Source organism: Bacteroidales bacterium (genome assembly GCA_013314715.1).
GTDB lineage: Bacteria > Bacteroidota > Bacteroidia > Bacteroidales > GWA2-32-17 > Ch61.
The window spans coordinates 1-15,630 of the sequence record JABUFC010000017.1 but is presented as its reverse complement, the minus strand read 5'-3'; the positions used below and the strand labels follow the sequence as shown (position 1 = coordinate 15,630).

Annotated in this window: 11 protein-coding genes and 1 tRNA gene; 11 read left to right on the top strand and 1 reads right to left on the bottom strand. The window is 30.6% G+C overall.

Going from position 1 to position 15,630, the window contains the following annotated elements; all coding sequences use genetic code 11:
- Positions 1-117 precede the first annotated feature (117 nt).
- The 3 genes from HPY79_05485 (at position 118) to HPY79_05475 (ending at position 996) form a co-directional block, all read left to right on the top strand.
- Positions 118-450, top strand: a complete 333-nt coding sequence (locus HPY79_05485; protein NSW45246.1) for a hypothetical protein — start codon at positions 118-120, stop codon at positions 448-450.
- Between the two features lie 68 nt (positions 451-518).
- Positions 519-854: a hypothetical protein gene (locus HPY79_05480; protein ID NSW45245.1), complete on the top strand. Its 336-nt coding sequence runs from the start codon at positions 519-521 to the stop codon at positions 852-854.
- Between the two features lie 58 nt (positions 855-912).
- Positions 913-996, top strand: a tRNA-Leu gene (locus HPY79_05475).
- 72 nt (positions 997-1,068) lie between these two features.
- Here the strand turns inward: HPY79_05475 and HPY79_05470 are convergent.
- Positions 1,069-1,956, bottom strand: a complete 888-nt coding sequence (locus tag HPY79_05470) for a PCMD domain-containing protein (GenBank protein ID NSW45244.1) — start codon at positions 1,954-1,956, stop codon at positions 1,069-1,071.
- A 150-nt stretch (positions 1,957-2,106) separates the two neighbouring features.
- Here HPY79_05470 and HPY79_05465 point away from each other — a divergent pair, with 150 nt between their 5' ends.
- From HPY79_05465 to HPY79_05430, 8 genes are all read left to right on the top strand, one after another.
- Positions 2,107-3,861 carry a hypothetical protein gene (locus tag HPY79_05465; protein ID NSW45243.1) on the top strand — a complete coding sequence of 585 codons (1,755 nt, stop codon included), beginning with the start codon at positions 2,107-2,109 and terminating at the stop codon, positions 3,859-3,861.
- Between the two features lie 49 nt (positions 3,862-3,910).
- Positions 3,911-6,001 carry a VWA domain-containing protein gene (locus HPY79_05460; GenBank protein NSW45242.1) on the top strand — a complete coding sequence of 697 codons (2,091 nt, stop codon included), beginning with the start codon at positions 3,911-3,913 and terminating at the stop codon, positions 5,999-6,001.
- A gap of 4 nt (positions 6,002-6,005) precedes the next feature.
- Positions 6,006-7,235: a M48 family metallopeptidase gene (locus HPY79_05455; protein NSW45241.1), complete on the top strand. Its 1,230-nt coding sequence runs from the start codon at positions 6,006-6,008 to the stop codon at positions 7,233-7,235.
- On the top strand, positions 7,232-8,467 hold the full coding sequence (locus HPY79_05450) for a CinA family nicotinamide mononucleotide deamidase-related protein (GenBank protein ID NSW45240.1): 1,236 nt from the start codon (positions 7,232-7,234) through the stop codon (positions 8,465-8,467). Before HPY79_05455 ends, HPY79_05450 begins: the two co-directional genes overlap by 4 nt.
- Positions 8,468-8,568: 101 nt before the next feature.
- A complete protein-coding gene (locus HPY79_05445) occupies positions 8,569-9,069 on the top strand; it encodes a hypothetical protein (protein NSW45239.1) in 501 nt (166 codons plus the stop codon).
- A gap of 269 nt (positions 9,070-9,338) precedes the next feature.
- Positions 9,339-10,400 (top strand): ribonuclease H-like domain-containing protein, encoded by a 1,062-nt coding sequence (locus HPY79_05440; protein ID NSW45238.1) that lies wholly within the window; start codon positions 9,339-9,341, stop codon positions 10,398-10,400.
- Positions 10,391-12,655 carry a DEAD/DEAH box helicase gene (locus tag HPY79_05435; protein ID NSW45237.1) on the top strand — a complete coding sequence of 755 codons (2,265 nt, stop codon included), beginning with the start codon at positions 10,391-10,393 and terminating at the stop codon, positions 12,653-12,655. The genes HPY79_05440 and HPY79_05435 overlap by 10 nt, the downstream gene beginning before the upstream one ends.
- 144 nt (positions 12,656-12,799) lie before the next feature.
- Complete coding sequence (locus HPY79_05430; protein NSW45236.1) at positions 12,800-15,445, top strand: AAA family ATPase; 2,646 nt, start codon at positions 12,800-12,802, stop codon at positions 15,443-15,445.
- Positions 15,446-15,630: the final 185 nt, after the last annotated feature.

The window sequence follows — 15,630 nt, the reverse complement described above, 5'->3', positions numbered from 1 at the left end:
ATTCTACATAAATTATCGCCAAAAAGGTTGTTGTTTATTGCAACAACCTTTTTTTGTTTTTTAATTAAATGGTATTATATTTGTTACGTCTTTAACCACAAAAAATATATTGATATGATGAAAGTATTTTTATTTTTATTAATGATGTTTTTTACATCAAGTATTTTCTCACAAGTTGTTTATAGCTGTCAATACAAAAGCGATGCGGATGTAAAAGTTTATGTAACTAAGTATAAAAGCGATGCTGATCTTGTTGTGTATAAATGTCAATACAAAAGCGATGCTACAGGTAATCAAGGACTTTGGTACTTTGCACAATATAAAAGCGATGCTAAAAAGAAAATCTTTTTTGTCGATTACAAAAGTGATGCTGATATTGTAGTATATTTTTCAGATTACAAAAGCGATGCCGGCTGGATAAAAAAAGAAAAACAACATTTAATGTATTAAATATAATTTGTCATTGAAAACTAATTTAGCTCAACATTTTACATAATAATAATTTAAAATAATTAAGAATGAGAAAAATAATTATTACTTCTTTATTTGTTTTTGCTAAAATGGTAGTTTTTTCACAAACCATTTTCAGCACCGACTCAAAATACGATGCTGATATCAAAGTGTATGTAGCAAGCTCAAAATACGATGCCGATTTGGTTGTTTATAAATGCCAATCGAAATACGATGCCGAAGACAACAAAGGCTTGTGGTACTTTACTGACTCAAAATACGATGCTAAAAAGAAAATCTTTTTTGTTGATTCAAAATACGACGCCGATTTAATTATCTATTTTACCGATAGTAAATACGACGCTGGTTGGATAAAAAATGATAAGAAACATTTACTGTATTAATATTTTTTCAACAATAAGTTGGTTGAATTTATTTTTTTTGTATTTTTGCAACCTCAATGCCCAGGTGGTGGAATTGGTAGACACACCAGCTTGAGGGGCTGGCGCCTGCAAGGGTGTGCAAGTTCGAATCTTGTCCTGGGCACTAAAAAAGGTCATCGAAAGATGACCTTTAGCTATTTTATAGAAAAAATAAAAAGTTTATAATGAAAACTTTTTATTTCACACTAATTTTCTGAACAAATCTGTCGCTATTATTTTGAATCTGTATAATATAAATACCTTTAGGCAAATCATAAATATTCAATGACGAAATTTGTGTACCTGCTGGTATAATGCTTTGTTTAACTCGTTGTCCAGTTGCATTAAAAATGGTTATACTTGTTTGACCTGTCGTTGGTTTACCAAAATAAATATTTAACAAATCGTTTACAGGGTTTGGAAAAACCTGTATCTGTTCATTTAACTTTAAAATATTATTCCCCAACGTACCACCTTCGAAATATAAATGGTCAACCCATAAGGTACTACCGACAATAGCGGCATTGGGATTTGACGACACCGCAACTATTTGCATAGTATCTGGAGTATCGCCCATTGCATAAGCAAATGGAGCATCGAACATCGTCCAACCAGTAACAGATGTATTATTAATATATTGAGCAACCCCAACCGTATCAAACTGATTTGTTTGCACATTTTTCTTTAACAACAAAGCTACTATCGTACAATAATCACCCGATGCCGGTGTATAATGAAAATATCCTTTAAAATGATTGGGGCGTTCAGTAAAAGGAGTACCACCTAAAATGGTTATGGGATTTGGATTGCTTAAATTTACCGATATCTGTCCATTTGTTATTAAACCAGTTACAGCATAGCCAAAAATTGATTTTGTTTCTAATTTAACTGAATAAGTTCCACTATGAGGGTTAACCGTTTCCTGAGTAACAGTAACAACACCATACTGTTGAGTAAAAGCATTAGGTGTTTGCCAACCATTGGGATTGCCTCCTGTCCAATTTTCAAAATCAGCGTTGGGAATATTTTGTCCTATTCCACAAAAAACAATAAACATAAATAATAAGAATAAAAATCGTTTCATAATCGTTATCATTTAATTCACTTCAAAAATAATGATTAATTTGATACGTTAAACTTCTTTTTATAATAATTGTAAACAAATTTGTTAATAAATCTTATAGACTAAATTTATCAAACCTTTTTTTATTCGCTAACTTTACAAAAAAAAATTATGAGATTAAGTTTGATTATATTTTTTATCAGCATTTCATTAGTTATTAGTGCACAAGACACTGTTGTTACCTATCACAAAAACGGTAAAAAATCAAGTGAAGGCATCATAAAAAATGGAGCCGAATATGGTCGTTGGAAATTTTACGACTCAAATGGTAATATCAAACAAGAAATTGATTTTATTAACGGCATTGTTCACGGTAAAGTTATTTATTATTATCCAAACGGTCAAAAACAAAACGAGGGAGAATTTAAATACGGACTTCAACGTGGTAATTATCAAGAATGGTACGAAAATGGACAACTAAAAATCAATGGTTTTTTTAAACTTAACGAAAAAGATAGTTTATGGACTTATTATTATAGCAATGGACAAAAGAAAAAAGAATTAACATGTAAAAACGGCAAATGCCTATTAAACCAATACTGGACAAGCGATGGAAAACAAACTATATTGAATGGCAACGGAACTTACGAAGAATTCTATCCATCTGGCAAAATAAAAGAAAAAGGAGAATTTAAAAATGGACTAGAAAATGGGAAATGGGAAGCATTTTATGAAAATGGAAAAACTATGACTATAGGCTTTTTCGACAATGGAAAACATGTAGGGACTTGGAAAAGCTGGTATCCTGATGGCAAACTTAAATCAGAACTTAATTATATCAGTGGCAATAACATTTCGTACTACCCAAACGGCCAAAAAGAAATGGAAGGCACACTTAAAGACAGCTTAAAAGAAGGTTTATGGGTATTTTATTACGATAACGGACAAAAGAAAATGGAAGGTATTTTTAATAAAGATTTGCGTCAAGGCCTTCATACTAAATACTATCAAAACGGTCAAATAGAATCGCAAATAAATTTTAACAATAATAAAAAACATGGAACTGCTATATGGTTTCTTGAAAATGGGAAAAAAGATATTGAAGGTTACTTTGAAAATGATGTACAAAATGGCAAATGGACCTATTGGCGTACTGACGGCCATAAAGGGAATGAAGGCTTTTACAAAAATGGCAAAATGGACGGAACTTGGACTTATTGGTATAGCAACGATAGTATATGGAAAATAGTAAACTTTAAAGAAGGCTTAAAACACGGAAAAATAACAGTTTATTACGAAAACGGAAACAAAGAACACGAAGGAGAATTTAATGAAGGAAAAGAAGAGGGATATTGGGTTAGCTGGTACGAAAACGGCAACAAAAAATTAGAAGGGAATTTTGTAAATGGTGTAATGCAAGATTTATGGAAAGGCTATTGGGAAAATGGCAATAAAAAATATGAAATACATTACAAAGATAGTGTACCCGAAGGCAAAAGCATTTATTATTGGGAAAATGGTAATTTGCAACGTATTGAAAACAGACTTAATCATCAATATCATGGTACTTTTGAAACTTACTACGAAAACGGCAAAATTAATATACAAGGAAACTATAATAAAGGCAATAAAATTGGCAAATGGCTTTATTATGACCAACGTGGTGCTCTACTCAGAGAAGAATATTACAAAGAAAATCGCCCCGATGGAACGTGGAAAACATATTACCCCATGGGACCCATCGAAAGCATTGTTGAATATAAAGATGGACTTAAAAATGGTCGAACTATCTATTACGAACCCAATGGTAAAATAATTTTCGAAGCCATATTTAAAAACAATCAATTAATAAAATCAAAATCTAGCAATAAAATACAAGAACAACCCAAAATAAAAAATCGTAACGACTACGACATAGGAGAATAAACTTTTAATAACAAGAAATTACTACCTTTGAGCCAATATATATAAAACTATGCTTGCATTTCAAATAGTATCTGACACATCGTTGTGGTTTTTACTCATTGCAATCCCCATTGCAATAGCATTAACTTGGTACTTTTATAAAAATGATGCAAGTCTTAACGAAATGCATGATAAAACAAAAATTTTGGCTCAAATATTACGATTTTCTACCATTTTTCTTTTATTTATATTACTACTCTCACCCATATTTAAATGGTATAAAACACAAATTAAAAAACCTATTATAGTTGTTGCTATTGACCAATCAGAATCTATAAAATTAAATCCATTTTATACAAGTCAAAAAAATAAAATACTTCAGTTTATTAAACACATAAAATCTAACCCTGACTACGATTTTAAAATAATTGGTTTTGGAAATAAAGTAAGACCCATAGATACTTTAAATTTTAGCGATAAAATAACTAATTTTTCTAATTTATTTGAATATATTCAAGATCAATATGAATTTGAAAACCTTGGAGCTGTTTTATTATTTAGCGATGGTATATATAATCACGGACAAAACCCGTTATATTTAACATCTATTGGTTTAACACCCATTTATTCAATTTGCCTCGGCGACACATCTATAAAAAAAGATATATGGATAGATAAATTAAATTACAACTCAAAAGTTTTTACAGGCAACAATATTCGAATTCAGGTTACTGTTAAAGCCAACAAGCTAATAGGTACAAAAACAAAAATCCATTTATTAAAAGATAAAGAAATCATACAATCACAACCCATATATGTTAATAAAAATCAATATTATCAAACATTTAACTTTATTATTGGCAATGAAAAAGAAGGTATTTATAAATATTCTCTAAAAATAGACCATGTAGAAAAAGAATATTCGATACGAAATAATATTTCAACTGCCATTATTCAAGTAAGTTCAGATAAAAGAAACATAATTATAGCAACAAATGCTCCACATCCCGACATTGGCGCTATTAAATCAGCCCTCGAAACAAATCCATCGTTCAAGGTGAGTCTCCTATCTCCTGAGCAAGCATCTGATTCAATAATAAATGCACACGCTATTATATTATATCAATTACCAGCCAAACAAAACAGTGCTTCATTATTACTTAAAAATATAATTACAAAAAAAACACCTACCCTATTTGTTATAGGTACACAAAACCATTTACAGCAATTTAATGAATATTTTCCAAAACCTATTTTAATTGCAAAATCAAATCAAACCGAGGATGCATATTTAAGTATAAATAAAGCAGAAAATTTTTTCAACCTTTCTGATGAGTCAATTGAAACAATAGAATCATACCCGCCCTTATTGGTAAATTATGGAGATTATAAGCTTAACCCCAATGCCGATATTGTTTTATATCAAAAAATCAAACAAATTGTTACATCAAAACCACTCCTTGCATTCGATATATGGCAAGAAAATCAAAAAATAGGAATCTTGTTTGGTGAGGGCTTATACCGTTGGCGTTTGGCGGAGTTTGCAAAAAAACAACAAAATACAATATTCTATGAATTTATAAATAAAATAGCATTGTATTTACTTGCTAATCAGAAAAAAGAGCGATTTATAGTTCGAAATCAACAAATATTTAATGAATTTGACCCGATTACTTTTGAAGCTGAGTTATATAATAAAAGCTACGAAGCCATTAATAATGCCGAAATAAATATCAGCATAACTTCAGCACAGAATAAGACTTACAATTTTATTTTCGATAAAAATAATCCTTATTATGCACTTAATGCCGGTCAATTTCCTGCTGGCGAATACCGATGGACAGCATTTACCGAAGTCGCAAACGAAAAATTTAAACAAAGCGGTATTTTTATAGTTCATGCAGAAAATATTGAAACCATTAATACAATTGCAGACCTATCTTTAATGCAACAATTAGCCATACGAACTGGAGGGCAACTTATTTCAATTGATTCGTTGCAACAATTTACTAATATTATTAAAAATAATCCGAATATAATACCCATCTCTCAATCTGAAGAAAACTTCACTACACTCATCGACTTTAAATGGATTTTAATTGTCATTACTCTACTCATTGGAATTGAATGGTTTTTAAGACGATATTTTGGTAGCTTATAACGATATGGAAATGCTTGTATATACAATTATTTTATTGCTTTTATTAGCATCGTTTGTATTCGAATTATGGATGGATAGACTCGAGTTTAAAAGTTATTCCTTCCCTATCCCTGATGAATTAAAAGATGTTTATGACACCGAAACACTCGAAAAACAAAAAAAATATCATCTCGAACACTTTCATTTTAGCTGGAAACAAAATGTATTGTTCTTTATCATTTCCTTTACAGTTATTGCTATTAAAGGATTGGGATGGTACGATGCGTTCTTACGGTTATACATCGACAACGAATTTTTAATAACACTTTTCTTTTTTGCTTCGTTTGGAATGGCTTATTTGATTTTAGGTTTACCATTTTCATATTATGAGACTTTTGTAATTGAGCAAAAATATGGCTTTAATACTTCTACACGTAAAACCTTTTGGCTCGACTTACTTAAATCTTTATTAATTAGTACTATACTTGGAGTTCCACTTTTATGGGCTATTTTTAGTTTTTATCAAAATACAGGCGACATGTTTTGGCTCTATGCTTGGATTATCATCATTTTATTTTCGCTTTTTATCACTTTTTTCTATTCTAAAATAATAGTACCTCTATTCAATAAACAAACTCCCTTGCCCGATGGTGAGCTTAAAGAAGCCATTTTTGATTTTTGTAAAAAAGTTAATTTTCCACTTAAAGAAGTTTACATACTCGACGCTTCGAAACGTTCTAAAAAAGCAAATGCTTATTTTACAGGCTTTGGAAAAAATAAACGCATCGTTTTGTACGATACACTAATTGAGCAAATGAGCAAAGAAGAAATTGTAGCTGTTTTAGCTCACGAAATAGGACATTATAAAAAAAGGCATATCGTTAAATCGATGTTGATGGGTTTTATTCAAACAGGGTTGATGCTTTTTACGCTATCTCTTTTTATCAACATTTCCCTTTTTAGTCAAGCTCTTGGAGCAGAAACACCTTCGTTTCATATTGGAATTGTAGCCTTTGGAATTTTATTTAGTCCCATTTCGTCTATGATTTCTATATTCTTCAATTATTATTCACGCTCAAACGAAAAACAAGCTGACCTTTTTGCTAAAAAGCATGGACAATCGCAAGCCCTTATTTCAGCTCTTAAAAAACTCTCAGCACAAAATTACAGCCATCTTACACCCCATCCTATTATTGTTAAACTAAGTTATTCGCATCCTCCATTATTAGACCGGATAAAACTACTACAATCATGAATGCCATTATCATTAACATAGGCAATGAACTTCTTAACGGCCATACCATTAATACCAATGCCGCCTATATTGCTCAAAAACTTTCGGAAATAGGCATAAGCGTCATCGAAACCATTGTAATAGCCGACAACGAACAAGCCATTGTAAATGCCATTTCTAATGCTTATTCAATAGCAGATCTTGCTATATGTACGGGTGGTTTAGGACCAACCACCGACGATATTACCAAAAAAGCTATTTGTCAATACTTCAATGTATCATTGGTTTTCGATGAGCTTATTTGGCAACATGTTCAGCAACTTTTTGCAAAACTAAATATCAACATATCATATAAAAATCGTTCACAAGCAGAAATTCCTTACGGAGCCACTATACTCACCAATAAAATTGGAACCGCACCAGGACTTGTATTAACAAAAGAACATTTCACTTTTATAGCCTTACCAGGTGTCCCATTTGAAATGAAACATCTTATAGACGAAGAAGTTTTGCCCTATTTGATTCACCAACATAAATTAATTCCACCCTTCACCCAAACGCTAATGTTTACTGATATTTCAGAATCTTTGCTTGCCGAAAAAATTGAAAAATGGGATAAAAAACTCCGAGAACACAACATTCAAATTGCCTACCTCCCCCAACCCGGTATTATTAAACTAAAATTATTTACACCGGTATTGACAGCCGAACAAAACATCGTAATAGAAGATTTTATTTGCTTCGTGCAAGAAAAACTAAATGATTTTTTAGCCTACATCGGCGATATGCCATTTGCCAAGCTTATTGGAGAATTGTTAATTGAAAAGCAAGCAACGATTGCCACTGCCGAAAGCTGCACCGGTGGATATATAGCTCATCTCTTAACATCTATACCCGGAAGCTCAGCTTATTTTAAAGGGTCCATTATTGCTTATTCAAACGATATTAAAATTAACATTTTAAAAGTACCAACCGAAACCATCAGCCAATATGGAGCCGTGAGCCAAGCAGTTGTAGAAACAATGGCTAAAGAAATTTTAAAAAATTTCAATACCGATTATGCCATTGCAGTTTCGGGCATTGCCGGTCCCGATGGTGGAAGTGCCGAAAAACCTATAGGAACTACGTGGATTGCTGTTGCGTCCAATAATGAAATTCTTTCACAAAAATTCATCTTTACCAGCGATCGTTTACGAAACATTGAGCGTGCTTCTATTTCTGCATTAAATATGCTACGAAGATTGATAAAATAAGAGTAATGCTTTGGAATGTTAAAGAAACTTGAAAAAAATTGGGTGTTTTTAAAAAATTATATTATATTTGCAATAAATACTTAGGTCAAAATTCATATTTTATGAATAAAAAATTTAACTCTATAATCAAAGTGTTTTTATTAGCACTTTTTACTTTTAACTTTCAACTTTTACCTATTAACTCATCTGCTAAACCTTTAAATAATTTAAATGAAACTCCAACGGGCTTTACTCAAAGCGATAGAGAACGGCTTATCCGCATAGAAACCATTCTTGAACAACATGATAAACGTTTTGAAAGCATTGACAAACGTTTTGAAAGCATTGACAAACGCTTTGAAGAATCACGTTCAGATATGAACACTCATTTCGGCTGGTTAATTGCGTTGTTCACGGCTATAACAATTTCTACCATTTCTTTTGCCTTATGGGACAGACGCACTATGATACGCCCTTTTGAGACTAAGGTTAATGAAATTAAAAAGATTTTAGACGACTTGCAAGAAGAAAAAACAGCTAATAAAATTTTAAATGCCTTACGTGAACTTGCAAAAAAGGATAATCAATTGGCAGAAATATTAAAGTCGCATAACTTATTATAAGCTTTGCCTTAGTTATTAGTATTATCACCAACTATCATCACCTACAAAAGGAAAAAGTAAGAGTCTGTAGTTAAAAACACAAAAAATGGAAAGAAAAAAAGAAAACAGAAAAATAAAAAATTTAATGATAAAAATTCATATTATTTTTGTATTATTACTTAGGCTTTGATGCACCTAATTATCTTTATAGAATTTAACTAAAAATCCATAATAAGCATTTTGGCATATAAAACATTAAAAATATTAGTACTAAAAAAAATAATGAGGAAATGATGTCAAAAAAAAAAAATGATGAGTCTTTTATTTCGAAACTTATCGAAAAATTAAAAGAACAAAATGAATCTGAAAAACTTGAATCAATAAAATCAGATGAATTTAAATGCGAATTTGACTTATATGGTTATGATTCTGAATTATTGAAAAAATACCAAAAAGAATTTAAAGGTAAAAAACTAGAAAAATATTTTAAAGGAAAAATTATTAAAAATTCATTTGGTAATTGTTACTCAATTATTAACGAAGAAGAATTAAGAATGAATGTTACGAGTCCTGAGAAAGTAAGACAAAAATACCTCACAGAATTAAAAATAATAGATGGTATCGGGGAATACTATGAGAAAAAACTTATTAACGAAGGATATAAGTCATTAAATGATCTTTTAAAGCACCACAGATATGGTACAATTACAAAAAAATTCAAAGATTTATTGAATAAAAAAAATGGCTTGGAATTATTCAAATGGTTAGAAAGAAGATTTCCAAAATCTCATCAATTAGTGTTTTTAGTTTCTTCTTTTTATTCCGAAACAGATTTTATTTTCATTGACATCGAAACTTTAGGTTTACATGGATACCCATTATTTCTTATCGGAATAGCATATTTTGATAAACAGAAGTTAATTATTGAACAAATACTTGCTCGCGACATGGATGAAGAGGCCTCAGTTCTTGCTTATTTAAACGAGAAGTTAAAAAAGAAAAAAGTAATATGTTCATTTAATGGTAAATCGTTTGACATACCAGAAATTAAAAATAGAATGAGTTATTATAGCATTGAAGGATATTTTAACCATCCTCATTTTGATATTTATCACTTTTCAAAAAAAGCATTTCAAGATAAATTAACAGATTTCAAATTAATTAGTCTTGAAAATATAATTTTTAATGTTAAAAGGAAAGACCATATTCCAAGCTTTCTAGTTCCTGAATACTACAATGCATACTTAGAAACTAAAAACATTGGTTCTCTTATACCAATTATTGAGCATAATAAGCAAGATATTATTTCTACAGTAAATATTTTTGGTAAAATTAACGAAATATGGGGGTAAATATTTCAAACATTATACAATCATTGAAAAATGATAAATATTATTCGAAAAGGATAGAATATATTCATAAATACATTTCACGAGAAGCAAATCATAAAGAATTAAAAGAAAAACTTCCTTTTAAACTAGAGCAATACCTTATAGAAAAAGAAATAAAACTTTATTCACATCAAGTTGATTCTATTGAAAAAATCAGGAAAGGAGAAAATATTTTAATCACTACTACAACTGCTTCTGGAAAAACACTTTGTTTTAATTTACCTATTTTTGAAAAATTTATAAATAAAAAGAATATTTCTGCTCTTTACATTTATCCGACAAAAGCCCTTGCTAATGACCAGTTAAAGGCTATACGTGAAATAGAAACATATTTGAATATTGACACTAAAGCAAATATATATGATGGTGATACATCTCAATATTTAAGAAAAGATATAAGAATCAATTCAAAAATAATTTTGACAAATCCCTACGAACTTCATCTTAACTTACAATTTCACACACTTTGGAAACATTTTTTTCAGAATCTAAATTTTATTGTTTTAGATGAAATACATCATTATCGTGGTGTATTTGGTTCTAATATTGCATATCTTATTAGACGTATAAAAAGAATTTGTAATTTTTATGGAGCAAATCCACAGTTCATTTTATCAACCGCTACTATTGCAAATCCCAAAGAATTTGGAGAAAAATTAATTGGAGAGAATATTAGTATTATTGATAATGATGGATCGCCAAAAGGAGAAAAATACTTTATTCTATACAATCCGTTTTTTGGTGGAATTGGTTCAGGAGAAAAAAGCACACATAGTGAAACAAAAGAACTTTTTAAATACTTCATTTCGCATCAATGTCAAACACTTTGTTTTACAATTTCACGGCAAATGGCCGAATTAATAATACATTGGGTGAAAGAAGAACAGCCAATTTTAAAAGATAAAATTTCAGTTTACAGGGCTGGATATTTACCCAAAGAAAGAAGAGATATTGAAAATAACTTCAAAAAAGGTTTTTTAAAAGGAATTGCTTCAACTAATGCTTTAGAATTAGGTATTGATATTGGTTCTTTAGACTGTGTTCTTATATCAGGCTATCCAGGAACAATTATTTCAACAATGCAACAAGCTGGTAGGGCTGGTAGAAGAAATAAAAGTTCTGTTGTTATTTTAATTGCATTTGAAAATTCATTGGACCAATATATATTTAAACATCCAAATGTATTATTTGATAAAAGTCCAGAAAATATTATTATTGATACTGAGAATGAAATTATTAAAGCAGGTCAATTACTATGTGCAATTTCTGAATTGCCTTTTATTCCCAATAATGAAATAAAATATTTTGGAGAAAACAACGAGGAAATTTTGAAGAACTTTATAAATGAAGGTATTGTTAGAAAAACAAAATCAGGTTATGTAACTATAGCAAAAGCATCCGATTTTGTTAGGATTGATAGTATGCCAAGGAAAATTTATAAATTAATTTATGATGATAATTTAATAGAAACGTTATCTGATGAAGAAGTATACAAGAAAGCATTTAAAGGAGCTGTTTATTTTCATAAAGGAGAAACATATATTGTAGAAAATCTTGATGAAGAAAATTCAATGATCGAATTAATTAAAAAGGACGTTGACTATTACACTGAGCCAATTATTCATGTTAATCTTGAAATTATTAATGTAATTAAAAATAGAAATTACCATGATACAAAAATTTCATTTGGTAATGTTAAAGTAAAAGAACACATCTTGGGTTACAAAATAAAAAAATATGAAAATGTAATAGGTATGGAAAAATTAAACTATGAGCCAAGAGTATTTAAAACTCAGGCATTTTGGTTTTCTCTTTCTAATGAAATAAAAGATAAAATAAATAATCAAAAAAATTTTTCTTTAGATGGTGGTATTCATGGTATAGAGCATGCAATGATTGGAATTATGCCTTTAAAAATTATGTGCGACCGTTGGGACTTAGGAGGTATCTCATATCCTTTAAATCCCCAAACTGAAAAATCAACAATTTTCATTTATGAAGGAATTGAGGGAGGTATTGGTCTAACAAAAAAAGCTTTTGAATTTGCTGAAGAATTATTACAAATGACTTATGAATTAATAAATAATTGTCAATGTGAAAATGGTTGCCCTGCTTGTATATATTCGCCCAAGTGCGGTAATGATAATCAAATTTTACATAAAGAAACTTCAATATTTATATTGGCAGAAATATTAAAGTCGCATAACTTATTATAACTCTAACTTTAGTATTTTTTTAAATACCCATGAATACAAATATAGTAAGACCTTGTTAAAAATAAGCAAACAAAGTTATTAATAAACTTTTATTTTTTGGGCTTTAAGATTAAAACTTTACTTTTGTACTAAAAATAATAATCTATGTTTTTTGGGAGTTCATCAAAAGAAGAAAGTACTAACATTGAGTTTGTTTCAATGAAAGTATATGGCGACAGCGAATGGTTTAACAACGAAAAAAAATACAGAAAAGTTTTCGACCGCAGCGAAACAACATATATAAGTTGCGAAGTTGGTCTTCTCAATAAATATTACAACCAAAAAGACCAAAAAATAAAATTACGATTCCGCTGCTTATTTAAAACCAACTCAAAAGAAGACAAAGAGCTTTGTAATTTTGAAGAAGAATATACCATAACCAAAGATGAACACATCGCTTATATTCGCGAGGGTTGGGGCACTAAAGATCAAGGTAAATATTGGACATTAGGTAATTATTACTGGGAAGTATATTGGGATAATAAAAAATTAGGCACCTGCGATTTTTATATTGAGGATGTAGGTACCGTTACTCCAACTGAAAATCCTTTTTTCGAAGTTATTGACGTTAAGTTATTCAACGAAGGTAATACCGTTCCGGACATAGAAAAAATAACCCCATTGAAAGTTTTTGACAAAAACAAAATACGTTACATATATGCCGATGTTATCATTAAAAATAAATCGAAAACTCCATACTATGCAGAAGTCGTTTTTCGATTTTTAGACATAAATGGTTTTATAAAAGGAGAAGCATCCATTATTGAATATATTAACATTGATATTGATAAAACATTCCATTTTTATACCGGATGGGGCAAAAACGAACCGAATAATTCATTCCCCCAGCCTTTATATTTTGTCGATATTTTATTTATGGGACAAATTATTGCCCGAGCACAAATTGATATTTCTGACCATGAAGAAGAAGGGGATGCCATATTTTGGATTGGGAATCCATTTCTAACTCCTAATTATACAAACACAGAACAAAAAAACATCAATCTTCCACAACAAAAAGCTAAAAAAACTGTTGACGAGATACTCGTTGAACTCAATTCACTAATAGGCTTAAACGATATAAAAGCACAAATTCAGGAACATATTCTATACATTAAGTACATTAACCTAAGAAAAGAAAAAGGATTTAACGAAAATGAAAAATTAAATTTGCATTGTGTCTTCACTGGGAATCCCGGAACAGGCAAAACAACCGTAGTAAAGCTTTTGGGCGAAATCTATCATTCGCTCGGAATGCTAAGCAAAGGGCATGTAATAGAAGTAGGTCGCTCAGAGCTTGTAGCCGAATATATAGGGCAAACAGCACCCAAGGTTAAAGAAGCCATTGACAAAGCTCGTGGAGGTATTTTATTCATCGACGAAGCATACAGCCTCTTTCGCGACGACGACAGTAAAGATTTTGGCAAAGAGGTTATCGAAGTATTACTCAAAGAAATGTCTGATGGCAAAGGCGATATTGCTATCATGGTTGCCGGATACCCTGTCGAAATGGAAAATTTTCTTAACTCTAACCCTGGTTTAAAAAGTCGTTTTAGCTATTATTTCCGTTTTCCCGATTATACGCCTAACGAACTTATGCAAATTTTGCAAACTAAAGCCCAAACTCTTAATTTAACCATTACAAACGAAGCGTTAGTTGAATTTGAAAAAATCATTACCAATCAATATCGCAATCGTGATAGATCTTTTGGAAATGCTCGTTTTGCTGTTGGTTTACTCAACGAAGCTAAAATCAATATGGCACGGCGCATAATGTCTCATCCACAACCCGAATCGTTACCTAATGAAGCACTATCAACCATTAAAGAAATTGATGTATTGGAAATATATCCCAATCAACATAAGCAAGAAGTTCATCTCAAGATCGACGAAAGCCTTTTACAAATAAGTTTAGAAAAATTGAACCATTTAATAGGCTTATCCTTAGTAAAAAAAGAAATTAATGAAATGGTAAAGCTGGTTCGATATTATCATGAAATAGGCAAACCCATCCATAAGGCTTTTTCGCTTCATTACATATTTACTGGTAATCCAGGAACAGGCAAAACAACTGTAGCACGTATCTTAGGCGATATTTTCAGAGCATTAGGCTTACTCGAAAAAGGTCATGTTGTCGAAGTTGACCGTAGCGAAATGGTAGCCGGATACGTTGGACAAACGGCTATTAAAGCAGAAAAAGTTATCTTATCGGCATTAGGAGGAATTTTGTTCATTGACGAAGCCTATTCGCTTGCATTTAATAAAGACGGTAACGATTTTGGCAAAGAAGCTATAGAAGTTTTACTCAAGGAAATGGAAGACCATCGCAATGAACTCTCTGTTATTGTAGCTGGCTACCCAAAACCCATGATTGATTTTATCAATGCCAACCCAGGACTACGAAGCCGTTTCGACAAAACACTTTTATTTGAAGATTATTCTAACGAAGAACTGATGCAAATAGCTATCAACATGTTGCAAGAGGAAAATTTGACCATGAGCACTCCTGCTCAAGAAAAACTCGAAGCATTTATAAGGCAAATTCCACGAGAAAAAAACAGTTTTGGTAATGCCCGTGAAATGAGAAAAATCACCGATTTAATGATAAAAAAACAACACCTTAGAGTAGCTGAAATACCTGGCAATCAACGCTCATACGAACTTATTACAACCATTGTACCCGATGATATACCACAAGTTGCCGACCTGTATAATTTAGCTCAAGAAAATTCAATCGGTTTTAGAAAATAATTTACCATTAGTTTATGTTGAAAAAATATTTACTTTTGCTTTTACTAAATATCATAAATATGAAATAGCCATGAGAATAAATTCACAGCAACCGAAAATGAAATTATCACTCACAAATAAGCCTTGCTCTTTATTCGAATGGCGTATTCCATGTGACCTTAATTTAAAAATTAAAAAATAATTAC

Bases quoted from the DNA above. Each gene is read 5' to 3' on its own strand.
- HPY79_05480 (NSW45245.1), top strand. From the start codon at position 519: ATGAGAAAAATAATTATTACTTCTTTATTTGTTTTTGCTAAAATGGTA.
- HPY79_05470 (NSW45244.1), bottom strand. From the start codon at position 1,956: ATGAAACGATTTTTATTCTTATTATTTATGTTTATTGTTTTTTGTGGA.
- HPY79_05465 (NSW45243.1), top strand. From the start codon at position 2,107: ATGAGATTAAGTTTGATTATATTTTTTATCAGCATTTCATTAGTTATT.
- HPY79_05430 (NSW45236.1), top strand. From the start codon at position 12,800: ATGTTTTTTGGGAGTTCATCAAAAGAAGAAAGTACTAACATTGAGTTT.
- HPY79_05485 (NSW45246.1), top strand. From the start codon at position 118: ATGAAAGTATTTTTATTTTTATTAATGATGTTTTTTACATCAAGTATT.
- HPY79_05460 (NSW45242.1), top strand. From the start codon at position 3,911: ATGCTTGCATTTCAAATAGTATCTGACACATCGTTGTGGTTTTTACTC.
- HPY79_05450 (NSW45240.1), top strand. From the start codon at position 7,232: ATGAATGCCATTATCATTAACATAGGCAATGAACTTCTTAACGGCCAT.
- HPY79_05445 (NSW45239.1), top strand. From the start codon at position 8,569: ATGAATAAAAAATTTAACTCTATAATCAAAGTGTTTTTATTAGCACTT.
- HPY79_05440 (NSW45238.1), top strand. From the start codon at position 9,339: ATGATGTCAAAAAAAAAAAATGATGAGTCTTTTATTTCGAAACTTATC.
- HPY79_05455 (NSW45241.1), top strand. From the start codon at position 6,006: ATGGAAATGCTTGTATATACAATTATTTTATTGCTTTTATTAGCATCG.
- HPY79_05435 (NSW45237.1), top strand. From the start codon at position 10,391: ATGGGGGTAAATATTTCAAACATTATACAATCATTGAAAAATGATAAA.